The sequence below is a fragment of the Halobaculum gomorrense genome (genome assembly GCF_900129775.1).
Lineage (GTDB): Archaea > Halobacteriota > Halobacteria > Halobacteriales > Haloferacaceae > Halobaculum > Halobaculum gomorrense.
Genome location: NZ_FQWV01000004.1, coordinates 166,830 through 190,116, shown reverse-complemented (window position 1 = coordinate 190,116; position 23,287 = coordinate 166,830). Strand labels below are relative to the sequence as shown.

At 70.0% G+C, this 23,287-nt stretch carries 27 protein-coding genes; 12 read left to right on the top strand and 15 right to left on the bottom strand.

Features of this window, described 5'->3' with window-relative positions; translation table 11 throughout:
• Nucleotides 1-3 precede the first annotated feature (3 nt).
• Nucleotides 4-1,389 (bottom strand): hemolysin family protein, encoded by a 1,386-nt coding sequence (locus BUE16_RS09290; protein ID WP_073308910.1) that lies wholly within the window; start codon nt 1,387-1,389, stop codon nt 4-6.
• Between the two features lie 152 nt (nt 1,390-1,541).
• On the opposite strand from BUE16_RS09290, the gene BUE16_RS09285 reads away from it, so the two are divergent.
• Genes BUE16_RS09285 through BUE16_RS09275 form a run of 3 tightly spaced genes read left to right on the top strand, consistent with a single transcriptional unit; the run spans nt 1,542 to nt 2,974 of the window.
• Nucleotides 1,542-1,814, top strand: a complete 273-nt coding sequence (locus BUE16_RS09285) for a glutaredoxin family protein (RefSeq protein ID WP_073308908.1) — start codon at nt 1,542-1,544, stop codon at nt 1,812-1,814.
• Nucleotides 1,815-2,321: a redoxin domain-containing protein gene (locus BUE16_RS09280; protein ID WP_073308906.1), complete on the top strand. Its 507-nt coding sequence runs from the start codon at nt 1,815-1,817 to the stop codon at nt 2,319-2,321.
• A gap of 8 nt (nt 2,322-2,329) precedes the next feature.
• Nucleotides 2,330-2,974 (top strand): L-threonylcarbamoyladenylate synthase, encoded by a 645-nt coding sequence (locus BUE16_RS09275; protein WP_079991583.1) that lies wholly within the window; start codon nt 2,330-2,332, stop codon nt 2,972-2,974.
• Between the two features lie 30 nt (nt 2,975-3,004).
• Here BUE16_RS09275 and BUE16_RS09270 read toward each other — a convergent pair whose 3' ends face one another.
• Entirely contained in the window at nt 3,005-3,718 is a 714-nt protein-coding gene (locus BUE16_RS09270) for a CRISPR-associated protein Cas4 (protein WP_073308904.1), read from the bottom strand.
• A 242-nt stretch (nt 3,719-3,960) separates the two neighbouring features.
• Nucleotides 3,961-4,557, bottom strand: coding sequence for a conditioned medium-induced protein 4 (locus BUE16_RS09265; RefSeq protein WP_073308902.1), 597 nt, complete (start codon nt 4,555-4,557; stop codon nt 3,961-3,963).
• A 191-nt stretch (nt 4,558-4,748) separates the two neighbouring features.
• Here BUE16_RS09265 and BUE16_RS09260 point away from each other — a divergent pair, with 191 nt between their 5' ends.
• Entirely contained in the window at nt 4,749-6,878 is a 2,130-nt protein-coding gene (locus BUE16_RS09260; RefSeq protein ID WP_073308900.1) for a heterodisulfide reductase-related iron-sulfur binding cluster, read from the top strand.
• A 276-nt stretch (nt 6,879-7,154) separates the two neighbouring features.
• Here BUE16_RS09260 and BUE16_RS09255 read toward each other — a convergent pair whose 3' ends face one another.
• Nucleotides 7,155-7,475, bottom strand: coding sequence for a 4Fe-4S dicluster domain-containing protein (locus tag BUE16_RS09255; RefSeq protein ID WP_073308898.1), 321 nt, complete (start codon nt 7,473-7,475; stop codon nt 7,155-7,157).
• A 140-nt stretch (nt 7,476-7,615) separates the two neighbouring features.
• On the opposite strand from BUE16_RS09255, the gene BUE16_RS09250 reads away from it, so the two are divergent.
• Together BUE16_RS09250 and BUE16_RS09245 are read left to right on the top strand one after the other, a co-directional pair.
• Nucleotides 7,616-8,104 (top strand): cupin domain-containing protein, encoded by a 489-nt coding sequence (locus BUE16_RS09250; RefSeq protein WP_073308896.1) that lies wholly within the window; start codon nt 7,616-7,618, stop codon nt 8,102-8,104.
• Between the two features lie 58 nt (nt 8,105-8,162).
• Entirely contained in the window at nt 8,163-8,546 is a 384-nt protein-coding gene (locus BUE16_RS09245; RefSeq protein WP_073308894.1) for a thiol-disulfide oxidoreductase DCC family protein, read from the top strand.
• Nucleotides 8,547-8,548: 2 nt separating this feature from the next.
• Here the strand turns inward: BUE16_RS09245 and BUE16_RS09240 are convergent, their stop codons facing one another.
• Together BUE16_RS09240 and BUE16_RS09235 are read right to left on the bottom strand one after the other, a co-directional pair.
• On the bottom strand, nt 8,549-8,854 hold the full coding sequence (locus tag BUE16_RS09240; RefSeq protein ID WP_073308892.1) for a DUF7853 family protein: 306 nt from the start codon (nt 8,852-8,854) through the stop codon (nt 8,549-8,551).
• A 240-nt stretch (nt 8,855-9,094) separates the two neighbouring features.
• Nucleotides 9,095-10,309 carry an acyl-CoA dehydrogenase family protein gene (locus tag BUE16_RS09235; protein ID WP_073308889.1) on the bottom strand — a complete coding sequence of 405 codons (1,215 nt, stop codon included), beginning with the start codon at nt 10,307-10,309 and terminating at the stop codon, nt 9,095-9,097.
• A 168-nt stretch (nt 10,310-10,477) separates the two neighbouring features.
• Here BUE16_RS09235 and BUE16_RS09230 point away from each other — a divergent pair, with 168 nt between their 5' ends.
• Entirely contained in the window at nt 10,478-11,383 is a 906-nt protein-coding gene (locus BUE16_RS09230) for an ArsR/SmtB family transcription factor (RefSeq protein ID WP_073308887.1), read from the top strand.
• Between the two features lie 357 nt (nt 11,384-11,740).
• Here the strand turns inward: BUE16_RS09230 and BUE16_RS09225 are convergent, their stop codons facing one another.
• The gene (locus tag BUE16_RS09225) at nt 11,741-12,259 is read right to left on the bottom strand and encodes a metallophosphoesterase (protein ID WP_073308885.1); all 519 of its coding nucleotides are present in this window, start codon (nt 12,257-12,259) and stop codon (nt 11,741-11,743) included.
• A gap of 125 nt (nt 12,260-12,384) precedes the next feature.
• Between BUE16_RS09225 and BUE16_RS09220 the strand changes: the two genes are divergently transcribed.
• Nucleotides 12,385-13,347 carry a cation diffusion facilitator family transporter gene (locus tag BUE16_RS09220; RefSeq protein WP_073308883.1) on the top strand — a complete coding sequence of 321 codons (963 nt, stop codon included), beginning with the start codon at nt 12,385-12,387 and terminating at the stop codon, nt 13,345-13,347.
• A gap of 480 nt (nt 13,348-13,827) precedes the next feature.
• Here the strand turns inward: BUE16_RS09220 and BUE16_RS09215 are convergent, their stop codons facing one another.
• Entirely contained in the window at nt 13,828-14,841 is a 1,014-nt protein-coding gene (locus BUE16_RS09215) for a replication factor C small subunit (RefSeq protein WP_073308881.1), read from the bottom strand.
• A gap of 79 nt (nt 14,842-14,920) precedes the next feature.
• Nucleotides 14,921-15,970: a glycerophosphodiester phosphodiesterase gene (locus BUE16_RS09210; RefSeq protein ID WP_073309098.1), complete on the bottom strand. Its 1,050-nt coding sequence runs from the start codon at nt 15,968-15,970 to the stop codon at nt 14,921-14,923.
• 183 nt (nt 15,971-16,153) lie between these two features.
• Here BUE16_RS09210 and samp2 point away from each other — a divergent pair, with 183 nt between their 5' ends.
• Together samp2 and BUE16_RS09200 are read left to right on the top strand one after the other, a co-directional pair.
• The gene (gene samp2 / locus BUE16_RS09205; protein ID WP_073309096.1) at nt 16,154-16,354 is read left to right on the top strand and encodes a ubiquitin-like small modifier protein SAMP2; all 201 of its coding nucleotides are present in this window, start codon (nt 16,154-16,156) and stop codon (nt 16,352-16,354) included.
• Complete coding sequence (locus BUE16_RS09200) at nt 16,351-16,848, top strand: GNAT family N-acetyltransferase (RefSeq protein WP_079991582.1); 498 nt, start codon at nt 16,351-16,353, stop codon at nt 16,846-16,848. The genes samp2 and BUE16_RS09200 overlap by 4 nt, the downstream gene beginning before the upstream one ends.
• 10 nt (nt 16,849-16,858) lie before the next feature.
• Here BUE16_RS09200 and BUE16_RS09195 read toward each other — a convergent pair whose 3' ends face one another.
• A complete protein-coding gene (locus BUE16_RS09195; protein ID WP_073308879.1) occupies nt 16,859-18,241 on the bottom strand; it encodes an alkaline phosphatase family protein in 1,383 nt (460 codons plus the stop codon).
• 97 nt (nt 18,242-18,338) lie between these two features.
• Complete coding sequence (locus BUE16_RS09190; protein WP_073308862.1) at nt 18,339-19,757, bottom strand: phosphoglucomutase/phosphomannomutase family protein; 1,419 nt, start codon at nt 19,755-19,757, stop codon at nt 18,339-18,341.
• A gap of 120 nt (nt 19,758-19,877) precedes the next feature.
• Between BUE16_RS09190 and BUE16_RS09185 the strand changes: the two genes are divergently transcribed.
• On the top strand, nt 19,878-20,498 hold the full coding sequence (locus tag BUE16_RS09185) for an NADPH-dependent FMN reductase (protein ID WP_073308860.1): 621 nt from the start codon (nt 19,878-19,880) through the stop codon (nt 20,496-20,498).
• A gap of 64 nt (nt 20,499-20,562) precedes the next feature.
• Here BUE16_RS09185 and BUE16_RS09180 read toward each other — a convergent pair whose 3' ends face one another.
• The 3 genes from BUE16_RS09180 to larB all read right to left on the bottom strand — a co-directional run bounded on the left by BUE16_RS09180 (nt 20,563) and on the right by larB (nt 22,106).
• Nucleotides 20,563-20,790: a GIY-YIG nuclease family protein gene (locus tag BUE16_RS09180; protein ID WP_073309092.1), complete on the bottom strand. Its 228-nt coding sequence runs from the start codon at nt 20,788-20,790 to the stop codon at nt 20,563-20,565.
• A gap of 273 nt (nt 20,791-21,063) precedes the next feature.
• The gene (locus BUE16_RS17565; RefSeq protein WP_348613315.1) at nt 21,064-21,216 is read right to left on the bottom strand and encodes a DUF7563 family protein; all 153 of its coding nucleotides are present in this window, start codon (nt 21,214-21,216) and stop codon (nt 21,064-21,066) included.
• A gap of 113 nt (nt 21,217-21,329) precedes the next feature.
• Nucleotides 21,330-22,106, bottom strand: coding sequence for a nickel pincer cofactor biosynthesis protein LarB (larB, locus tag BUE16_RS09175; protein ID WP_073308858.1), 777 nt, complete (start codon nt 22,104-22,106; stop codon nt 21,330-21,332).
• Nucleotides 22,107-22,259: 153 nt separating this feature from the next.
• Between larB and BUE16_RS09170 the strand changes: the two genes are divergently transcribed.
• On the top strand, nt 22,260-22,427 hold the full coding sequence (locus BUE16_RS09170) for a DUF1931 domain-containing protein (RefSeq protein WP_073308856.1): 168 nt from the start codon (nt 22,260-22,262) through the stop codon (nt 22,425-22,427).
• 104 nt (nt 22,428-22,531) lie between these two features.
• On the opposite strand, the gene rpiA is transcribed toward BUE16_RS09170, so the two are convergent.
• Nucleotides 22,532-23,227, bottom strand: a complete 696-nt coding sequence (rpiA, locus tag BUE16_RS09165) for a ribose-5-phosphate isomerase RpiA (protein WP_073308839.1) — start codon at nt 23,225-23,227, stop codon at nt 22,532-22,534.
• Nucleotides 23,228-23,287: the final 60 nt, after the last annotated feature.

Genomic DNA, 23,287 nt, shown 5'->3' with positions numbered 1-23,287 from the left:
CGCTCAGTTCTCGACTTCGGCTTCGTCGCTCTCCTCATCGTCCGTCTCGTAGTACTCGTCGGTGACGGTGACGCGGGCGCGCATGATCCGCGTGTTGTCGACCTCCTCGATCCGGATCTTCACACCCTCGTAGTCGATCTCCTCGCCCTCCTCGACGAGGCGGCCCGCGCGGTTGAACACGAAGCCGGCGAGCGTCTCGAACTCCTGGCCCTCGGGGAGGTCGATCTCCAGCACCTCGTTCACCTCGTCGATGTTGACCTCGCCGCGCACGAGGACGGTGTCGTCGTCGACGAACTCGAACGGCTCCTCCTCGTCACCCTCGAGGATCTCGCCGACGATCTCCTCGACCATGTCCTCCAGCGTGAGGATTCCCTCGGTGGTCCCGAACTCGTCGATGACGACGACCATCTGCATCCGCGACTCTTGCATCTCTTCGAGCAGCTCGTCGGCGTTCTTCGACTCGGGGACGTGCAGGGTGGGCTGGACGACGCCCGCGAGGTCGGTCTCGCCCTCGCCGTAGTAGCGGGCGCGGACCAGATCCCGGATGTTCACGACGCCGATGATGTTGTCGAGGTTCCCCTCGTAGACGGGGACGCGCTCGTGGTCGGCCTGCACGCACGTCTCGATGGCCTCGTCGACGGAGGCATCCTTCGGCACCGCGTTCACGTCGAGTCGTGGGGTCATCACCTCCTTGGCGATGGTCTGGTTGAACCGGAAGATGCGGTCGAGCATCTCGCGCTCCTCCTCCTCGATGACTCCCTCTCGCTCCCCGGTCTGGATCATATTCTGGATCTCATCGCGGGTGACGTAGGAGGTCTCGATGGCCGACCGGCCGCCGGTGACCTTGTTGACGACGCGCGTGAGGTAGTCGAAGGTGACGACCAGCGGGAGCAGCAGGTACTCGGACAACTGGAGCGGCCGGGCGATCCGCAGCGCCCACGACTCGGTGTTCTCGACAGCGTAGCTCTTGGGCGCGGACTCCCCGAACAGGAGCACGAGCGAGGTGATCCCGAACGTGGAGATGAGGACGGCGACGCCCGCGCTCTCGACGTAGACGCCGACGAGGGCCGTCGCCAGCGACGACATCGCGATGTTGACGAGGTTGTTCCCGACGAGGATCGTCACCAGCAGCCGGTGCGGGTCGGACTTCAGTTCGGCGACGGCGTCGGCGCCGCGGCGTCCCTCCTCGACGAGGTGGTCGATCCGGTGGGCGGCCAGCGAGAACATAGCGATCTCCGAGGAGGAGAAGAACGCCGAGAGAGCGATAAGGACGGCGATAGCTGCGACGCCACCGATCGTGACGGTGGCGTCATTGATCGGCACCACGTTCGTGAGCCCGCCGAACTGCGCGGGTGCGACTACTGGAGCGTGTACCGGCGACAAACCCATGAGATACGGGGGCTTGACCGTCCCCCGAATTAAGCGTTGTCCTCGGCTGACTCGACCCCGTCGATCGTTCCGGGTTCGGATCGCGTCGCCGCCCTGTCGCCTCGAATTCCGCGGGCGAAGGGATTACCAGATCCGCGGTCCTACTGCCAGGTATGTCAGCGCCCGACATCACCCTGTACCGGCTCCAGGCGTGCCCCTACTGCGAGCGCGTCGTTCGGAAGCTACAGCAGTACGGCCTGGAGTACGAGTCGCGATTCGTCGAACCGATGCACTCCGACCGGAACGCAGTTGCTCGACTCACGGGCAAACGCTCGGTTCCCGCCATCCGCGACGAGAACACGGGCGTCACGATGTCCGAGTCCGGCAACATCGTCGAGTACCTCGACAACTCGTACGGTCAAAGCGGTACCGCTGGGGGGGCCTGAATGGTCGACTTCGACGTCGTCGACCTCCCCGAGGCGGACCACGTCGCCGAGGGCGAGCGGGCGCCCGAGTTCACCCGACCGCTCGTGGGCGCGGAGTACTGGACCGACACCGCGCTGTCGGATCTCGATGGGCCGGTCGCGCTCGTGTTCTTCCCAATGGACGGCGCGTTCCCCGCGACGTACGTCTGGAACGAGATCCGCGACCGCGAGTGGGGGGTCGACGAGGATCTCACCGTCGTCGGCGTGTCGATTTCGACGCCGTACGAGCACAAGACGTTCGTCGAGGAACGGGGAATAAGATACGAACTGTTCTCGGACCCGTCGGCCGAGATCGGCGACCGCTACGGCGCCGTCCAGGACCTCGATGGGATGACCGGCGTCCGAGAGCACCGCCCGGCCGTCTTCCTGCTCGACGAGGACCGCACCGTCGAGTACGCGTGGGTTGCCGACCAGTGGCCCGACTTCCCCGACTACGACGAGGTCGAGGCCCACATCGACAACCTGTAACCGTCCCGATGCCCGTCGACAGATCGGACGACGAGCCGGGCGGTGAGACCGGCGTCGGCCGGATCGACGACAACGAGGTCGCCCGTGCTGCCGCCGCGATCCGCGACGGCGAGTCGGTCGTCTATCCCACCGAGACGGTGTACGGTCTCGGCGCTGACGCGACCGACCCGGCCGCCGTGGAGCGCGTGTTCGAGTTGAAGCGCCGGCCGCGCGACAAGCCGCTGTCGGTCGCGTTCGGGAGCGTCGACGCGGCGCTGTCGCTGGTGCCCGCGAGCGACCGCGCCGCTCGCTTCGCCCGGGCGGTTCTCCCCGGTCCCGTGACCGTTGTCGTCGACCGGGGCGACGCGCTGCCGGGCGAACTCACAGGGGGTGAGCCGCGCGTCGGAATCCGCGTCCCGGACCACGAGACGGCGCGGGCGCTCGCCGACGCCGCCGGCCCGATCACCGCGACGAGCGCGAACCGGTCGGGCGCCGGGAGCGTCCGCCGGGTCAGCGATCTCGATCCGCAGGTCCGTGACGGCTGTGCGGCGGTGCTCGACGGCGACGAGACGCCCGGTGGCGAGAGCACCGTCGTCGACCCCGACCGCGGCGTCATTCACCGCGCCGGCCCGCTGGCCGACGAGATCCGCGAGTGGCTGGCGAGCGAGCCCTGATCCGGATGCCCCCGACACGAACGCCGAAGGCTACAGCCCGATCACGCTCCGCAGACTCCGCGTTTTCACCCCGCAGTTCGTCCGGTGCCGGCACTCGCGGCACTTCGCGCTGCCCGACAACCGCGCCGGCGGGCCGTCCATGTCGCGCACCGACCGGAGCACCCGACGGTACGTCCCGGAGCGCCGGACCGACAGGGAGACCTCGCGGACGACCCCGTGAGCGGGGTACTCGACGAGCGCGCGCCGGATCCGTCGCTCCTCCTGCCACGAGAGCGCGTGCATCGCCGCGACCGCCCGGACCGACTGCGGCTCCCAGACGCCCCGCTCGGGCGGCTCGCCCGGCGAGACGATCACCGGAACGGGCGGATCACCCGTGGGGGTTCCGCCGTCGTCGCGCGGCGCGTCCGCGCCGATCGCGCCGAGCACCTTGTGCGCGACGCCGCGTGCGTCCCTCCCGTCGAGGAAGACGCGCGTGTGGGTCGGACTCGACAGCGACTTCCAGTCCGCTCGGTCAGCCAGCCGAGCGAGCACCGCACGGTACTCTGCGGGCGGGCGATCGATCGGCTCGGCCGCCAGTGCCGCGTCGTCCAGATCCCGCAGTTCGGGATAGCGAAAGGCGAGGTCGATCTGGACGGTCGCCTCCGGCGGCGGTTCGCGGTCGTCCTCGCGTCGGTCGTAGTACAGTTGGCGCGGACAGTACGTCGCCGTCGCGAGGTCCGTGAACGACACCTTGTCGCGGGGCACGTGGGTGGTAGTGTCGGGTTCGTATTTGAACGTTCACCGTGGGGAAAGAAAACGAGGCGAGTGTGTGCGGAGGCGGTGCGGTCGCGGCCGCGGCGCGGAGCCACTGCCGGTTGTACCGCGAGCGAGCCAGCCGACAGGCTGGCGAGCGAACGGGAGTTTTGTCATGAACGGGTTTTCATCGGGGGGTTCCCGCAGCGAGCGCCGCACGCGCGAGCGAGGAACCCCCTCGACAGAAAAGCGGTTCAGAAGGAAACGTTCGTCTCGATGTCCTCGGCCGCCTCGCGGAGGCCGTCCTCGCGGGCGTCCTCGGTGTGACCCTTTTTGAGGTCCGACTCCGCGAGCAGCTCGGCGAACTCGTCGCGGAATCGGTCGTTCGCCCGCGTCGACCGCGCGTCGGCGGCGACGACCGCAGAGTAGTGGGCCACCGTCTCCTCGTCGGCGTCCAGTTCGGCCGCGCGGTCGGCGAGGGGAACGTCGTCGACGGACAGCGACCGGAGCCGGGTCAGGTCGAACGGCGCGTCGCGGTCCGACTCGCGCACGAGGTGGAGGTCCATCCGCGCGTCGAACACCGCCTCCGCCGAGACCCCGAGTTCGTCGGCGATGTCGGCGTCTGCGGCGTCGTCGAAGTACAGCCGGACGAGGCGAACGAGGTCGTCGTCCGGGACATCGGAGGCGAACTCGTAGCGCTCGCGCATCCGCGCGACGAGCTCTGCGACCCGCTCGTCGGCGTCCGACTCAGCCGCCAGCGAGCCGTGGCCCTCCTCCTGCCGCTCGGTTACGGTGTCACCCCCCGTCGTGTCGAGGAAGATATCGCGGAGTTCCTCGGTCTTCTCGTCCATAGACCGAAAAGGTAGTCGTGACGGGCAAAAAGGGTGTTGGGGGCGGCGGCGCGGCTCGCGCCGCCGCCCGGACGACCCTCGCCGAGGGAGCGTCCACCGGGGCAGTGAACCGCCCGGCTGCGGGCGCACAGCGATCGTTCACACACGATAGTGTGAGAAGATTTAATCGGAGGCGGCGACGCGGTAGGCACATGCAAGCCGACGTGACGCGGGAGACCTTCTGGACGATTGGTCCCGTCGGGAAGGCCGCGTTCTACTACCTCGCGGCGGTCGCGATCGGGGTGTTCCTCTACGGCACGTACGCGCGGTTCGCGCGCTACGCCGCCGGCGAGGACGACTGGTTCGACCGCCTCGACGACCTGCCGCGCCGGGTGCTCGAGGCCGCTCGCATCGTGGCGTCGAACCGCAACCAGTTCGACCGCGACCTGTACGCGGGCGTGATGCACTCGTTCGTCCTCTGGGGCTTTCTCACTCTCCTGATCGGGACGACGATCCTCGGCATCGACCTCGACTTCTGGCGTCCCGTTACCGGCGAGTCGTTCTTTGTCGGCGACTTCTATCTCTCGTACTCGTTCGTCATGGACGCGATGGGGCTGCTGTTCGTCGTCGGCGTCGGCATGGCCATCTACCGGCGCTACACCGAGCGCGAGGGACGCCTGTGGGGCAAACACACCTCGCTGGAGGACGACGCGTTCGTCTGGACGCTGCTCGCGCTCGGTGTGGGCGGCTACGTGCTGGAGGCGTTCCGGATCATCGGCTCCGCCGAGTTCGTCGCCTTCGAACGCGTCTCGTTCGTCGGCTACTTCCTCGCGGGCGTGTTCTTTGAGGCGGGCGTCGACGCCGCGCTCGCGGAGACCCTCTACCACTGGACGTGGTGGAGCCACGCCCTGCTGGCGTTCGCGTTCGTCGCGCTCATCCCGTACGCCAAGCCGTTCCACATGATCTCCTCGTTCGCAAACGTCGTCACCCGCGACGAGAAGGCGGGCGTGCGCCTGCCCGGCGTGCCGGCGGACGCCGGTCCCGACGAGATCGGCTACGGCTCCATCGAGGACTTCTCGTGGCGCCACGTTCTTGATCAGGACGCCTGTACGAAGTGCGGTCGCTGCTCGTCGGTGTGCCCGGCGAACGCCTCCGGCCGCAACCTCGACCCGAGGGACGTGATCCTCGACTTGAAGCAGTACCGCGAGGACCTCGACGCCGGCCGCACCGAGGAGGTCGAGATCGTCGCGGACGGCGGCGACTCCGTGATCGCCGCCGAGTCGATGGAGTCGTGCATGTCCTGCATGGCCTGCATGGACGCCTGCCCCGTCGACATCGAGCACGTCTCGGAGTTCACCCAGATGAACCGCCGGCTCACCGAGACGGGCCAGATGGACGAGATGGTGCAGGACGCGATGATGAACGTGTTCCAGAACGGCAACACGTTCGGCGACCCGGCCCGCAAGCGACCCGATTGGACCGACGACTTGGACTTCGAGGTGCCCGACGCCCGCGAGGAGGACGTGGAGTTCCTCTGGTACGTCGGCGAGTACCCCAGCTACGACGAGCGCAACCGGCGCGTCGCCCGGTCACTGGCGACGTTGTTCGAGCGCGCGAACGTCTCCTACGGCATCCTCTACGAGGACGAACAGCACGACGGCAACGACGTGCGCCGCGTCGGCGAGGAGGGCCTCTTCGAGATGCTCGTCGAGGACAACGTCGAGGCGTTCGAGTCGGCGACCTTCGAGAAGGTGGTCACCACCGACCCGCACTCGATGAACACCTTCCGCAACGAGTACCCCGAGGTCAGCGAGTTCGACGACCCCGTCTTCCATTACACCGAGGTCGTCGAGAACCTCGTCGAGCAGGACCGGATCGGGCTGGACGGTACGGAACTCGACTACACCGCGACGTACCACGACCCGTGCCACCTCGGCCGGATGAACGACGTGTACGAGGCGCCCCGCGACCTGATCCGCGCGACGGGCGTGGATCTCTACGAGATGCCGCGGAATCGCTCGGACTCGTTCTGCTGCGGGGGCGGCGGCGGGGGCCTCTGGATGGACCACGAGGAGGAATCCAAGCCCAGCGAGGAGCGTCTGCGCGAGGCGCTGGAGGACACCGACGCCGGGAGCGAGGTCGAGAAGTTCGTCGTCGCCTGTCCGATGTGTGGGACCATGTACGAGGACGGCCGCAAGACGGGGAACTTCGAGGACGACATCGAGATCGTCGACATCGCGGAGCTGCTGTGTGAGGCGCTGGCGGCGAAGGACGGCGTCGCGGTCGACACGCCGGCGGACGCTGATGCCGACGGAGACACGTCGCCGGCGGCGGCCGACTGACGGATCCGAGTCCGATCTCCGGGAGTATCGGGTGGCGGAAACGTTGAACTTCCCCCGATCGTGAGTCAGGGTATGAGCGACGATTCGCTCGCCGCGCTGCGTGAGGAGTTCGACGACGTGGAGGCGACGGTCGAAGAACTCGCAGAGAGTGCGCTCGAAGAGGCACTCAACGAAGTCAGCGAGTGACCGATCCCTGGAAACTCAACCCACAGCGCGAAAGCAACGGAAGCTCCAGGCAATGCTTCTCGTTCTCAGGAAATGAAGCCCACTTTTCGCTTACGACCGCGAGGCGTCCACGTCGATGGCGTCGACCGGGCAGATGTCCACACAGAGCATGCAGTCGATACACTGGTCCTCGCGGGTCGGCTCGACCTTCTTTTCGCTTTCGGGGTGGTCGGGCGTATCGACCCAGTCGAACACGTCGACCGGGCAGTTCTCCAGGCAGGCGCCGTCGGCGATGCAGATGTCGTAGTCGACGGCGACGTGGGCGCCGTGGATACCCAGCTTCTCCGGCGGATCGACCGGCCCCCACACGTCGAGACCGTTCTCCTCGCCGACGTGCTCGCGGTTGTCGTCGAAGTTCGGATCGATTCCCATTACCGGTGCTTACCGCGACACGTACAAAAACGCCGGCATCCGGGGACCGCGGGACCGTCGCCGACACGGTCGCGACGGGCGACGGCGAACGCGTGCGCGGTGGACAATACGATTATGGTCGACGCGGACGACTTCCCCGCGTGGATCGCGTCAACGCCGACGACCTCGACTGGGAGGAGACCGACCGCGGCGAGTCTGTCGGCTGGCGCCGGAAGAAGCTGGCCGCGGCCGCCGGCGGCGAGGATCTGGGGTGTAGCCTGTATGAGCTCTCGGCGGGCAAGCGCGCGTGGCCGTACCACTACCACGCGGGTAACGCGGAGGCGCTGTATGTCCTGTCCGGGGAGGGGACCCTGCGCCACGCCGACGGGGCGAGCCCGCTGTGTCCGGGTGACTACGTCTCGCTCCCGGCAGGCGAGGACGGCGCCCATCGGGTCGTCAACGACTCCGAGGGCGCCCTCCGATACCTCGCGGTCTCGACGATGCGCGAGCCGGAGGTGCTCGTATACCCGGATTCCGACAAGGTGGGCGCGATGGCGGGCGCGGCACCGGGCGGCGAGAACGAGCGCGACGTGGACGCGTACTTCCGCCGCGGCGACGCCGTCGACTACTGGGAAGGCGAGGAGGAATAGCGGGACGGGCGAGTCGACCCGCCCGAAGCCACATGTCCGCCGAGCCCGTAGGCCGGGTATGTCCGTCCCCCGCCTCGTGTACGACGACGACTGCGGGTTCTGCACGTTCTGCGTCTCACACGCGCTGGAACTGGGCGAGTTCGAGGCCGTCGGCTTCTCCGAGTTGGCCGATGACGACGACCTCCGCGCGCGGCTTCCCGACGACTACGAGGAGTGTATGCACCTCGTCACCGACGCCGCGGTGTACTCCTGCGGCGAGGCGCTCGAGCAGATCGCGAAGCGCACCGGCGCCGCCGGCTGGTGGCTCACCGCGGCCGCGAAGGGGCTCCCGAAGTACCCGGAGGCGCGGGACACGTTCTACCGGTGGGCCGCCGATCGGCGGGCGCTGTGGGGACGATTCGCGCGGCGCGACTCGCTGTCGAATGAGAACGGCTCGGCGTAGCGTCAGGGCTCCGGAATCTCGGGAGTGCCGGTCTGTCGTAAGGCCGCCCGCCCGGGCGCCAGATCCCGTGGGGGTGCGCGCCGAAGGTACGCCTCGAGCGCCCGACGAACGACCGCGGTCTCCTCGGGACCGAACCGCTCGCGCCCGTCCTCGATTGCCGTCAGCGCGTCGAGTTCGGGGAACCCTTCCGAAGAATCGCCCGCTTCGACCGCCGTGCGAACCCGGTCGAGGAGCGCGGCGTGGACCACCCACGCCTCCTCGCGGGAGAACGCGAGCGTTCGCCACCTGTCTTCGACTGGTTCAGCCATCTCGGTTGGCGCCTCAGAGTCCACCTACTTAGCTATGATCATGGTTCTCACGCCATCAGCGCGGCGAGTACGGCGTCGTTTCGGGGCGACGGCCCCGCGCCGTCGCGGCCGCGGCCGGAGCGATCGCCCGACGTGACCGGTAAGTCGACGACTACCGGTGCGTGACGCCCCCCGCGTCACGAGAAGGCCGTGACCCCGGTCGCTGACCGGGCTGTCGACACGACTCGCGTCGCTATCGCGTCACGAGAAGGCCGACAGCCCGGTCAGATCCTCCCCGAGGATGAGCGAGTGGATGTCGTGCGTTCCCTCGTAGGTGTACACCGTCTCCAGGTTGCTCAGGTGCCGCATCGGCGAGTAATCCGTCGTGATCCCGTTGCCGCCGAGCATCTCGCGGGCAACGCGCGCCTGATCGCGGGCCATCCGGACGTTGTTGCGCTTGGCCATCGACACCTGTTGGGGCCGCAGGTCGCCGCGCTCCTTCAGGTCCGCGAGGCGGTACGCGAGCAGCTGCGCGAGGGTGATCTGCGTCGCCATCTCGGCGAATTTCTCCTGTTGGATCTGGAAGCGGGCGATGGGGCCGCCGAACTGCTCGCGGTCGGTCTGGTACTCGCGGGCTGTCTCGAAGCAGTCGCGAGCGGCGCCGACAGCGCCCCAGGCGATACCGTAGCGAGCCTGTGTGAGACACGACAGCGGCCCCTTCATCCCCGTCACGTCGGGGAGAATGTTCTCCTCGGGCACGCGCACGTCGTCGAGGACGATGCCGCCGGTGACGGAGGCGCGCATCGAGAGCTTGTCCTCGATCTTCGGGGTTTCCACCCCGTCGCGGTCGGTCTCGACGAGGAACCCGCGGACGGGCGATCCGTCGTCGGAGGTGAGCTTCGCCCACACCACCGCCACGTCGGCGATGGGGGAGTTGGTGATCCACGTCTTCTCGCCGTTCAGGACGAACCCGTCGGCGTCCTCGGAAGCGACGACTTCCGAGGGGTCAGCGGAGGTCCCCTCCGCCGAGTCCCGCTCGGCGCGGGTCTCCATCCCCGAGGGGTTCGAGCCGTGCTCGGGCTCGGTCAACCCGAAGCAGCCGACGGCCTCTCCCTGCCCGAGCGCGGGGAGCCACTCCTCCTTCTGGGCCTCGCTGCCGAAGGCGTGGATCGGGTACATCACGAGCGCGCCCTGCACGCTCGCCATCGAGCGCAGGCCGGAGTCGCACGCCTCCAGTTCCTGCATCAGCAGGCCGTACGCGCGCTCGGAGACGTTCGGGGAGCCGTACCCCTCCAGGTTCGGGGCGTAGAAGCCGAGTTCGCCCATCTCGGAGATGATATCCGTCGGGAACGTCCCGGCCTCGTAGTGGTCGGCGATGTCGGGGGCGACCTCCTCGGCGACGAACTCCCGGGCCGTGTCACGGATCAGCTTCTCCTCCGCCGAGAGGTCCGCCTCCAGACCGACGTAATCCAGCATACGAGGACTCGGTAACACATCAACAAAGGAGTGTCGGGATCTGCCGGATCCTTCGTGAGGAACGCGGTCGGGCGGCCGAGGGCCCCGGGCGGATCCCCCAGTGGGACCGCCCCCGCGAGCGCGGCGCACGGAAGGCTTACCACCACCACCGAGAAAGAGGGACGACGAATGGCCGACATGCCCTCCTCCATCCCGGGGATCGGCGGGCCGTGGTCCCGCGGCGACGACGACGGCGACCGCGACCCGCGGGTCATCGGCGTCGACGGGGACGACGCCGACGACGTGCTCGCGGCGCTGTCCTCGGACACCGCCCGCGCGATCCTCTCCGCCCTCCACGACAGTCCCGGCCCCGCCAGCGACGTGGCCGACCGCGTCGACTCGTCGCTGCAGAACACCCAGTACCACCTGAAGCGCCTGCGCGAGGCGGGCGTCGTCGAGGTGGTCGACACCGTCTACTCGCAGAAGGGCCGCGAGATGGACGTGTACGCCCCCGCCGACGGACCGCTCGTGCTCGTCGCGGGGCCCGAGTCGCAAGCGTCCGGCATCCGGGCGACACTCAGCCGACTGCTCGGCGGGATCGGCGCGGTCGGCCTCGGCGCCGTCGTCGTCGAGACCGCCCTCGGCGGCCCGTTCGCGCCGTCGATCGGGTTCGGGGCGTCCGGCGGCGCCGGCGGAGGCGCCGACAGCGCCGAGACGGGCGAGACCGACGTGAGCGTCCAGTCGACGAACGCGACGGCAGCGGAGACGACCGGCGGCGACGCGACGACGCCGACCGAACCGGCGACCGAGGCCGCCACCGAGACCGCCGCCGACGGCGGGATCAGCATCGCGGAGGCGACCGAGACGGCCACGAGTGCCCCAACCTCGACACCGACCTCGACGCCAGCGGCGACGCCGACGCCGGAGCCGACCGCGACCGAGCTGGCGCGGGAGACGACGTACGCCGTCGCCAGCGACGCCGGGCCGACGCTGGTCGACCAGCTCGCCGCGTCGCCGGGGTTCCTGTTCCTGTGCGGCGGGCTGCTCGCGCTGGCGGTCGTCGCGCTGGCCGCCCGCCGCCGCGGCGGAGCGTGAGCCGGCGCCGCCGGACGCCCCGCCGCGGCGCCATCGCCAGCGCCGTTGCCGTCGCGGTGACTAAAAACGGCGTTTGACCATAGAGAAAGTACTTGACACGAGCGCCGGTACAGACTGGTACCGGTTCCCGGTGACGCGCCGGCCCTCCGACCGCGGTTCCCGCACCGGCTCTCCACCCGCGGCGGCCACCGCCGATCGACGGCCACCACTTCCCTCCCACCCGCCGGTCGGCGGGCGGCCGGCCGACCGTTCCGGGAATCCGGGTCCCCGCTGACGCGACGCGTGCGGCACCGCCCCCATCCACCCGTTTGCTCCCTCCGGCCCCACTCGCGGCCGCCCGCTCGCTCCGAGCGACGCTTACGGCTCGCGCACCGGCACCGAGAACGTCTCGAACACCTCGCCGTCGGGCGTCACGAGTTCCCCGGAGAGGCCCTCAGCCGTCCGCGTCACCTCGGCGTGGGCCGGCCGGTTCCCCCGCGGCTGGGCGTGGCTCCCGGGGTTGAGCAGCGGCACCGCGCCGGAGTCGTCGAACTCCGGGCGGTGGCTGTGGCCGAAGACGACCAGGTCCGCGTCGCGCTCGCGGCCGAACATGACGAGGCCGGTCGCGCCGCTCCCGCTGCGGTGGCGCACCGCGACGGTCGCGCCCTCGTAGCCGACGACGCGCTCGCGCGGGAGTCGGTCGCGCAGCGCCGCGTCGTCGTTGTTTCCGGTGACGCCGTACACGACATCGACCTCGCGCTCCACGTCGTCGAGCACCGCCTCGCGGGAGAAGTCGCCGGCGTGGATCACGGCGTCGGCCTCCCGGACCGCATCGAGCGTCCGTCCGCAGAGCCGGTGACCGTCCGTCGCGTGCGTGTCGGAGATGACGACGAGCATACCGGCGTGAGGAGGCGGACGGTTCTAACGCTTCGGACGACTGACCGACCGACAGCGACCGGCGGACGGCCTGTCGGGGCCGGACTCCACCGGGCTTGATTACGGTCCGGCGAGAGGCCCCGCCAATGGCTGGCAGCAGGTCCGTCGTCGTCGCCGCGCTGATCGCCAACGGCGCCATCGCGGTGCTGAAGTTCTTCGGCTTCCTGCTGACCGGGTCGCCGTCGATGCTCTCCGAGACGTATCACTCCGTCTCCGACACCGGGAACCAGGTGTTCCTCCTCGTCGGCATCCGCTACTCGAACAGGGAGGCGAGCCGCGCGCACCCGTTCGGCTACGGGAAAGCGCAGTTCTTCTACTCGTTTCTCGTCTCCGTCCTCCTGTTCGGTATCGCCGGCTGGGAGTCGCTGAAACACGGCTACGAGGCGGTTATGCACCCGGCGCACGGCGGCGAGCGCGCCGATGTGATCCTCGCGGGCGTCAACTTCACCGACCTCGTCCCGGTGGACCCGTTCTGGATCAACGTCACGGTGCTTGTCGGCGCCATCGCATTCGAGTCGTACGCGTTCGCGAAGGCGCGCGCCGAGCTGAATCAGCAGATGGAGACGTACGGCTGGTCGGGCATCCGGGAGGCGTTCTCCAAGACCAGCGACGTGACAACGCTCACCGCCTTCACCGAGGACACCATCGCGCTGTCGGGTGCCGGCATCGCGCTCGTCGGGATCTCGCTGGCGCGGTACCTCGACATGCCGGTGTTCGACGCCGTCGCCTCCTTGGCCATCGGCGCGCTGCTCATGGGGTTCGCCGTCGCGCTCGCCTGGGAGAACAAGCGGCTCATCCTCGGGGAGTCGCTGCCCGCCGATGTGGAGGCGACGCTCCGGTCGGCCATCGCCGAGCACGAGGGCGTCGTCCACATCGACGGCTTCCGCACGGTGTACGTCGGGCCGGAGAACGTGCTCGTCACCGCCGACGTGAGCTTCGACGGCGGCGCAGAGACGACCGACATCGACGAGGATATCACGCAGATCGAATCGAAACTCCGCGACATCGACGACCGTGTGCGGATCGTCTACATCGAGCCGGAGGTGTAAGTTACCTACGACTGAAGTGGTGGGCGTTCCCCGCACGGAGTTCCGGCCCACACTTCGTCCTCCGTCGAGGGCGGGTTGCACGGCAGAAGGTTGGGCACACGGAGGGGTGTCCTGCGTGGTGTTCCGACCCGTGGTCTGCGTCCGAATCTGCCCCATACCGCTTCAATTATTGGTGGACTCCCACCACTTCACTGTCGCGAGACGCGACAGGAGAGGCAGTGCGTCATTCCTCCCCGAGTTCAGGGCCTACCTACGGAGGCCCATCCACAGTCAACGCAGTTGGCTGACTGGGAGTGTACTACAGTCAGAGAACCGTTGATAATTACCCCATCGGGTGACGAAACTAGTCGTGCTATCGGCAGTTGTGGAGGACTGTCAGATTCCTCCCACGGCTAAACCCGTGGCCTTCCTCCTCGGATCGTGTGAACGACCGCGGTGGCGCGGGGTCGGCTCGCAGTTGCGGTCGCGCGCCGCGGGTGACTACTCCTCGGCCAACGCCAGCGACGCCAGCAGCGCCTCCAGTTGTACCTGCTCGTTCGCACCCTCGGTGATCCGGAAGTCGGTCTCCCCGATGTGTTCCATCAGCCGCACCGCCTCCCGGTCTGAGAGGCCGAACTCCCACACCGACCGGTGGAGCTGGTCGATGATGTCGCCGCCGGCCATCCCGGTCTCGGTGAGCAGCGTGTCGAGCGTCGCCCGCGACTTCGAGAAGTCGCCCGCGAGCGCGTCCTCGACCATCGCCTCGATCTCCTCGGGACGCGCGGTCGCGGTGATCTCGTAGACGGCCTGCTCGTCGACGATCTCCCCCGTGGTCGCGGCCGCCTGCAGGGAGTTGATCGCGCGGCGCATGTCGCCGTTGGCGGCGTACACCAGCGCGTCGAGTCCGTCGTCGGTGATCTCGATGTCCTGGTCGGCGGCGATGTCGCGAACCTGTGCCTCGACGGCCTCGTCGGAGAGGGGCGAGAAGCGGAACACCGCACACCGCGACTGGATCGGGTCGATGATCTTCGAGGAGTAGTTGCACGAGAGGATGAAGCGCGTATTGTCGGAGAACTGCTCCATCGTCCGCCGAAGCGCCGACTGGGCGTCGTCGGTGAGGGAGTCGGCTTCATCAAGGAATATTATCCGGTAATCGTGTCCGCCGAACGACGAGCGCGCGAAGCTCTTGATCCTGTCCCTGACCACGTCGATCCCGCGCTGGTCGGAGGCGTTGAGTTCGAGGAAGTTTGTCCGCCAGTCGTCGCCGTAGATGGTCTTGGCGATGGCGACGGCGCTTGTGGTCTTGCCCACGCCCGCCGGCCCCGCGAACAGGAGGTGCGGCAGGTCGTCCTGCTCGATGTAGCTGCGGAGCCGCGAGACGATCTGCTCGTGGCCGTACACGTCCTCCAGCGTCTGCGGGCGGTACTTCTCGATCCAGACCTCCCGCCCGGACGCGAGGCCGGCGGCCTCGTCGTCGGCCCCCTCGCTCGCCTCCGCGTCGTCGGCCTCGCTCATGCCCGACGGTGGGCGGCCCGGGGGGATAAACGCCCCGAGATGTCGCCCCCGCGGGGGCGACCGCCGGCGGGAGCGCTCCCTATCGCCCGCCGAACCGGAGGAGCCCGGGGTAGTCGGCGATGAGGCCGTCGACGCCCGCCCCGGCGAGCTGCTCGGCCTGATACCACGTCGCCACCGTGTAGACGTTCACGTCGCGCCCCTCCTCGTGGGCGACCGCGAGGAGGTCGGTGTCGCTCCAGTCGGACCCCTCGGTGTAGTACGGGTCGGCGTAGAACGGCGTCCCCCGTATCATGTTGTACGGCGGGTGGACCGCCTCGGCGTCGTGCTCGCGAGCGATCGCGAGGCCGGCGTCGATCGAGTCCCACAGCAGGGGCGCGACCGGCAGGGTCGACAGCTCGCGGACGGTCGCCAGCGCCGCCTCGTAGAACGACGACACCAGGACGTCGTTGCCGTGCTCGTCGAGGACGGCGAGCACGTCCTCCGTGAAGGGGCGCCAGCGCTCGCGCTGGGCATCGAGCGCGTCGCCCGAGAGGTTCTCGGCGAACCGGAGGTCGAACGTCCCCGGGTTCTTGAACTCGACGTTGACCGCGACGCCGTCGGGGATCGCCGCCATCACCTCCCCCAGCAGCGGGACCGTCTCCCCGCTGTCGAGCACCTCGGCGCCGGTGACCACGTCGGTCGGCGTCTCCCAGACGACGCCGTCGGCGTCGGTCAGCCCGCGCTCGCCCCCGTCGCGCGAGGAGAGCCGGGCGTCGTGGAACACGACCACGTCCCCGTCGCCCGTCGGCATCACGTCGATCTCGATCATGTCGGCGCCTCGAACGGTCGCCCGCTCGCTCCGACCGCCCCGCGAGGCGGCCTCGACCGCCGCGACCGTGTTCTCCGGATGGCGCCCGGCGAACCCTCGGTGGGCGACGATCGACGGGGACGACCGGTCCTCTCCCCTGCTCTCCCCCGAGTCCTCGTCCGGATGCGCCCCACGCGAGCCCGCGTCCCCGGTCCCGCGGGCCGACGCGCGTGCGCCGCCGGCCCCGACGCCGACCGCCGCCCCGGCTCCGGCCACGAACGTCCGCCGTCCCATGGTCGCGTCCGCGATACCCCGCTCGTCGTTCCCTCTGTCAGTCGTCATCGCGTCCGGAGCGTCCACGCCGAGCGGCATAGGCGCGTATATTTGTTATATATGTCTCTAAATCTAGCTCCGAAAGATATGGATGGAATCGGAACGGACCTCCCCGGGGGCGGTCGACGGCGCGGCCGGTCGGTGGCCCGCGGCGACGCAAGAGCGAAACCGTTGGCGGACCGACCGACGGGCATGGACGTGACCTGCGAGGTCGTCGGCGAGGGCACCGAGACCCTCTTGCTCGCCGACGACGCGACCTACGCCGACGTGTGCCGGGCGACCGGCTACTCACCCCACGAGGTGACGGTGCTCGTCGACGGGAGCCCCGTCCCGGAGGACGCCCCCGTCGAGTCGAGCGAGGTCAAGGTGCTCAGACTGATCAAGGGCGGATGACCGGCGACGACGGCGACGACGGCGGCGACGCCGAGTCGAACCGAGATGCGGACGCCGGCACCACCCCCGACGCCGACACCGTCTCCGATACCGACGTGTCGATCCGGACCGCCCGCGACGGCGAGACGGACGCCATCAGGCACCTCCTCGACGCGGCGATGTTGACCGTTCCGGCGAACCTCCCCGAGCGCGTCGCCGGCGGCGACGCACTGGTCGCAGTGGCGGGGGACATCGGAACCGAATCGGCCGACGTGGTCGGCACGCTCGTACTCGACGGCACCCGCGTCGAGGCAGTCGCGGTGCGCAAGCGCCGGCGGGCCGACGGCGTCGGCACCGCGCTCGTCGCGGCGGCGGCCCGGCGAACCGACGCGCCGCTGACGGCGACGTTCCGAACACAGGTGCGGCCGTTCTACGAGGCGCTCGGGTTCGAGGTGGAGGAACGCGACGACCGACTGTTCGGGACGCTCCCGCCCGACGCGGACGCGACGCGGTGATCGACCGCGGTCAGGTCACGTCCGACAGCGGCGCGGCCGCGAACGGGGTCAGCATCTCCGCGGGCGTCAGTCCGCCGTGCCAGCCCACGTAGTCGAGCTTCCCCGGTTCGTCGCCTCGCCAGACCGCCTTCCGTCGGTGGACGAACACCACGTCGCCGCAGCGGCGGCGGAAGCGGTCGGAGGCGCCGCGGTCGCCGAACAGCCCCCGGTCGAACGCTTCCTCGCGGGTGAACGCCCGACCGTCGAACGTCCGGTCGAGGTAGTCGATCACCTCCTCGGTCGTCCCCGGACGCAGATGGAGGTGGACGTTGCGCGCGCCGCCGACCGGCGGGAGCGGGTCGCCCCCGTCCCCCGCTCCGTTCCAGTCTCGGTCCTCGTCTCCCCCTCCCCCTGCGAGCGGGTACTCCGGCGGGGCGCCCGTCTCGTAGCGGCGCATCCGCTCCGTGAGGTACTCGTGGGCCCAGAGGTCGACGTTGGTCTCGTGGTCGGTGTCGACGTGACCGTGGTCGGCGGTGAGCACGAACAGGGTCGACGCGGCGACATCCTCGGGAACCGCCGACAGCGCCGCCTCGACGGCCTCGGCCACGGCAGTGAGCGTCTCGCGGTAGTGCGCGGAGTCGGTGCCGGCCTCGTGGGCCGCGCCGTCGACGTCCGAGAGGTACGCGTAGCAGTAGGTGCCCGGGTCCGAGTCGGCCACCGCCTCGGTCAGCAGCGACCTGAAGCCGTCGAGGTCCTCGTACCCGCGGGAGTCGGCGCCGGCGAGCGCGTGCGCGGAGTACGCGCCCGTCGCTGCCTTCGTGGGCTGTACGGTCACCGAGTCGATTCCCTCGGCCGCCAGCGTCTCGTACACCGACCCGCCCGCGAAGAGGTCGGCGGCGTCGACGCCGGACGCCTCGTCGGCCGCCTCGCCGGACTTGGTCGTGAACGGCAGCGTCTGGATCACGCGGTCGACCTCGGGCAGGTACATGTCCCAGCCGATCACGCCGTGTTCGACGGGGGTGCGCCCGGTGTGGACCGTCGTGATCGCCGCCGCGGTCTCCGAGGGATAGACGGACGTGAGTGGCCTCACGCGCGCGGTTTCCGCGAGGTCGGCGAGCCACGCGGGCGCCCGGTCGGCGGCGACCTCGCGGCGCCACTGCTCGTAGCCGAAGCCGTCGACGAGCACGTGACAGACGCGGTCGTAGTCGGCGTCGTCGCCGGGGGCGGTGCCGGCGAGGCCGGGCACGTCAGCAACGACGCCGTCCGGGAGCGGGTCGCCAGGGAGGTCGACGCCGAGCACCCCGCCGAGGGTCGCGGGGACGCCGGCGAAGCAGTACCGGCCGTAGTCGGGGAACAGATAGCCGTCGCGCTCGCGGTCGTCGCGGATGCGGGCGGCGATCTCGTCGTCGAACATACCGGCCGTAGCGACGACCCCGCCCTCAAACCCCGGGATCCGGGGCCGGCGCTCGATCGGGGTCGACGGGCTCCTCGCCCGTCTGCAGGGTCCCGCGTCACACCAGCGGCTCGACCAGTTCGCGGCCGTCAGCGAGGATCGCGGCGGTGTCGGCCTCAGAGCCGGACTCGGCGTACACGCGCATCTTCGGCTCGGTCCCCGAGGGACGCACGAGCAGCCACGAGCCGTCGTCCAGCAGGAGCTTGAAGCCGTCGACGGTCACCACGTCCGCGACCGCCTCGCCGGCGACCTCGTCGGGGATGTGGTCGGCGAGGTCGTCGATGACGCGCGCCTTCTCCGCGTCGGGGCAGTCGATGCTCACCTTGTCGGCGACGATGCGGCCGTGTTCGGCGGCGAGGCGGTCGACGCGGTCGTCGTACGACTCCTCGCTCGCGGCCGCGGCCGAGAGCAGCGCCATCAACACGCCGTCCTTCTCGCGGACGTGCCCGCGCACGGAGAAGCCGCCGGACTCCTCCCCGCCCATCAGCGCGTCGTGCTCGCCCATCGCGTGCGCGACCCACTTGAATCCGACCGCAGTCTCGAACACCTCCTCGCCGTGCGCCTCGGCGATGCGGTCGATGAGGAACGTCGTGGAAACGGTGCGGATCGCCGGCCCCGAGTCGCCGTCGAGGAGGTGATCGTACGTCGCCGCGAAGAAGAGGTTCTCGTCGAGGTGGCCGCGCTCGGGCGTCACGATCGCGAGGCGGTCGGCGTCGCCGTCGTTGGCGATCCCCAGGTCGGCGTCGCTCTCGGCGACACGCGCGACGAGTTCCTCCAGGTTCTCGGCTGATGGCTCCGGCGACCCGCCACCGAACTCGGGGTCGCGCTCGCAGCGCAGGCGCTCGACCTCGGCGCCGGCGGATTCGAGCAGGGCGTCGGTGACGCCGCGGCCGCTGCCGTGCATCGCGTCGTAGGCGACCGTCAGCCCTGAGAGGTCGAGCGTCCCTTCCCCGCCGGCGACGAGGTCGCGCGCGCGCTCGGCGTGGGGCGTCGCGAGATCGACGCGGCTGACCTCGCCCTCGTCGGGGGTTCCAGCGGCCGTCAGATCGGGATCGCAGAGGTTCGCCTCGATGCGCTCGGTGACCTCGGGGAGCGCGGGCGCGCCGTCCTCGGGGATGAACTTCACGCCGTTGTACTCCGGCGGGTTGTGCGAGGCCGTCACCATCAGCGCGCCCGCGGCGTCGCGCTCGACGATGGCGTGTGCGACCAGCGGCGTCGGGCAGTCGCGCTCGGGGAGGAGCACGTCGAAGCCGTTGCCCGCGAGCACTTCCGCGAGCGATTCGGCGAAGCCCTCCGAGGTCGGCCGGGCGTCGTAGCCGACGATCACGGGGCGCTCCGGCGTGTCCTCCGCGGCGTCGTCGACCCCGGTCTCAGCGAGCGTGTCCGCGACGGCCTGTCCGACGATGCGGACGCGGCGGTCGGTGAACGTGTCGAGGGGTGCGCGCCACCCGTCGGTTCCGAAGGAGATCTCGTCCATGCGGGACCCGTCGGCTCGGGGTGGCAAAAATCCGGGTGCCCGCGGCCGGACCGCGCGCGAGCCCACAGCGAGCGCGACCGGCACCGACGGGCTTTTGCGCGCGCTCGGGAACCCTCGGGCATGTCGGAGACGCCCACCGTCGTCGCCGTGAACGGCTCGCGGCGCGACGGGAGCTACGGTCGGGCGACGCTGCAGTACGCCCTCGACGCCGCCGTCGAGTACGGCGCCGAACCGGACTTCATCGATCTGGGCGACCCCGCCCTGGACGTCCCGCTGTACCACCCGGACGTGGACGAGGCCGACGCCGGCGACGTGCCGGACTTGCTCGCGCGGATGCGCCGGGCCGACGGCGTGCTGCTTTGTTCGCCGGTGTATCACGACTCGTACTCCTCGGCGTTTCGCTCGTTTCACGACTGGTGCAGCTTCGACGAGTACGAGGACACCGTCGTCGGGCTGTTCGCCGTCGCCGGCGGCGGCTCCTACGGCGGCACGCTCGAACACATGCGCGCGACGATCCGGGGCGTCCACGGCTGGGTCGCGCCCCTTCAGGTCGGGATCCGCAACGCGCGCAACCGCTTCGAGCCGTGGGAGGACGGCGAGCGCCCGCCGCCAGGGGCGACGGGGTCGGGGACGCGCTACGAGTTCGTCGACGACGGCCTGCGCGAGCGCACAGAGAAGCTGGGTCGCCGGATCGCCCACTACGCCGGCCACAAGAACGAGTTCCTCGACGTTCCGGAGTAGCGGCCCGACGGAGGGCCCGCCGTGGCGGGAGGCCGGCCGAGTCCTCCCGCCGACCGGCCGGGAACTACTCGACCAGCGACTCCTTCTCCCGGCGCGACCGCTGTTTGATCGCGTACTCCCGGCTCATCGCCGCCGACTTCGAGTCGAACGCCTCGACGTGGACCAACTCGACGGGCGTCCGCCCGCGGGTGTACTTCGCGCCGTTTCCGGCGTCGTGTTCAGCGACGCGGCGGGCCACGTCGGTCGTGTAGCCGGTGTATAATGAGCCGTCGGTACACTCGAGGACGTACACGTAGTGGTCGGCCGCCGGGACGGCGACGCCGTCGACGCGGTCGGGATCGTCGCCGCGGTCGGGGTCATCGCAGAGGTCGGGATCGTCGCCGGGGGCGGGGGCATCGCCGGCGCCGGCGGCGGTCGGATCGCGATCGCTCACGGGGAGCGGTTCGGGGTTCGGGTCAAAAACGGACGCGATGCGGCACGGAGCCGCCGGTCCCGAGTCCCGCGGGGGAACAGGGGACGGATGGGTGGTGGCCGTCGCGGCGCGGTGAGGTGGTCGCAGAGCGGTTCAGTCGTCTGCGCGGGTCCGTTCTCGTGCCGCTTCGGCGATGCCCGCGTTCGCAGAGCAGGACGGGCACGCGTTCAGGTTCCCGCGTTCGTCGCTGAACACGCGGGCGAAGCGGTCAGATACGTGCGACCCGCAGTGGTCGCAGCGTGGCATGTGGTCGTCCGGCATCCACCGCTGCCGGTAACACGTATACGGCTGCATGACACATATACCCTTTCACAGCGCACACGGCGGGCAGCGACGGGCAACGGCGCCGAATCGACCGGTCAGCGATCCGACTCGTCGGGACCGCCGTCGACGCCGAGCGCGATCAGTCCGGCCTGCGTCCCGGCGACGAAGCCAGCGTCGACATTCACCACCGACAGCACGGTACACGACTGGAGCAGGCCCAACAGCGCCGCCTTGCCGTCGCCGCCGACGCCGTAGCCAGTCGACGTGGGGAGGCCGATCACGGGCGCGCCGACCAGTCCGGCGACGAGCGTCGGGAGCGTCGCCTCCCGGCCGGCGGCGACGACGAGCACGTCGGCCGACCGGAGCGTCTCGATCTCGTCGAGGACGCGCGTGAGGTTCGCGACGCCCACGTCCTCGATCGTCTCGACGCGAGGACCCGCCTCGCCGGCGACAACGGCCGCCTCCCGCGCGGCGGGCGCGTCCGCGGTGCCGCCGGAGACGACGACCACGTCGGCGTCGACGCCGGACGGTTCGTAATCGGCGGCATGGATCACGACGGTTCGTGCGCGGGCGTCGCGTTCGACCGTTGCGTCGGGGTGCTCCTGGTCCATGTAGGCGCGCACCTGTTCGGCCGTCTCGTCGTCGGCGCGCGTGACGAGCGCCCGGCCCGTCGAGTCGACGGCGGCGTCGGCCATCGCCGCCACCTCGGCGGGCGTCTTCCCCTCCGCGAGGATCCCCTCCGGGATCCCGCGGCGGTGCTCGCGGGCAGCGTCGAACCGCCCGGCCTCCGTCGTCGCGTAGCCGCGTAGCTCCGCCTCCGCCTGTGCGGGCGTGAGGTCGCCGGCGGCGACCGCCTCCAGCGTTTCGCGCATAATCGACCCTCGGGGGCGGGCCGACTCGAACCCTCCGACCGGGAACAGTATATAAATCCGGAGTCGGAAACCCCCGCGAACGGCCGCGAGGGGCCCCACCTCGCTGGTTAACTTGGGAAACCTTATAAGGAGGCGTCGGGAAACCCCGGTTGCATGGCAGACCTCATCGTCAAGGCAGCCGTCAAGGAGTACCTCGAGGAGAAGAACGTCGCGTCCGATTTCTACGACGCGCTCGACGGGGAAGTCGAGGAGCTGCTCGAGGACGCCGCTCGTCGCGCCGAGGAGAACGACCGGAAGACGGTCCAGCCGCGCGACCTGTAAACTCGGCCGACGTTCCTCCACTTCTTTCAGCGACCGCGTAGCCGCGGCGCCGTCGCGATCGGCGGCCCGTCGGGGCCGACTCGACCGTCACGGCGTCGTGTAGGTCACGGCGATCTCCGAGTCACGTCGCCGTCGTCGCCGCCGACGAACACGGCATCGGCCATCCCGACGAACAGGCCGTGTTCGACGACGCCGGCGATCCCCGACAGCGTCCGCGCCAGCGACGCCGGCTCCGCGATCGTTCCGAAGTCGCAGTCGAGCACGAGGTTCCCGTTGTCGGTGATCACCGGTCCGTCCTTGCGCTCGGCGTCCCGCAGCGCCGGGTCGCCGCCGGCGTCACGGACCGCCCGCTCGACGCGGGCGACCGCGTCCGGAAGCACCTCGACGGGCACCGGGTGGTCGAGCGGGTCGGCGAGCTTCGAGCCGTCGGCGACGACGAGGAACTCGTCGGCCGCCGAAGCGACGACCTTCTCGCGGGCGTGGGCGGCGCCGCCTCCCTTCACGAGCGCGTTCGCCCCCGTCGCCACTTGGTCGGCGCCGTCGATCGCGAGGTCGACGCGAGCCACGTCCGACAGCGACAACAGGGGGATCCCCGCCTCCCTCGCGAGCGCCCGCGACTGGTAGGAGGTGGCGACGCCCTCGACGGCGAGGCCGTCCGCAACGCGCTCGCCCAGGTCGCAGATCGCGTGGGCCGCCGTCGACCCGGTTCCGAGCCCGACCACGTCGCCGTCCGCCACCGCGGCGGCGGCCGCCTCGCCCGCCGCCCGCTTCGCCGCCTCCGTCCCCTCGGTGTTCTTCATGTGCGGTGGGTCCGCCGGGGGGCGCAAAACGCTTGCTCGTCGGGGCGGCCCAAGCTACTT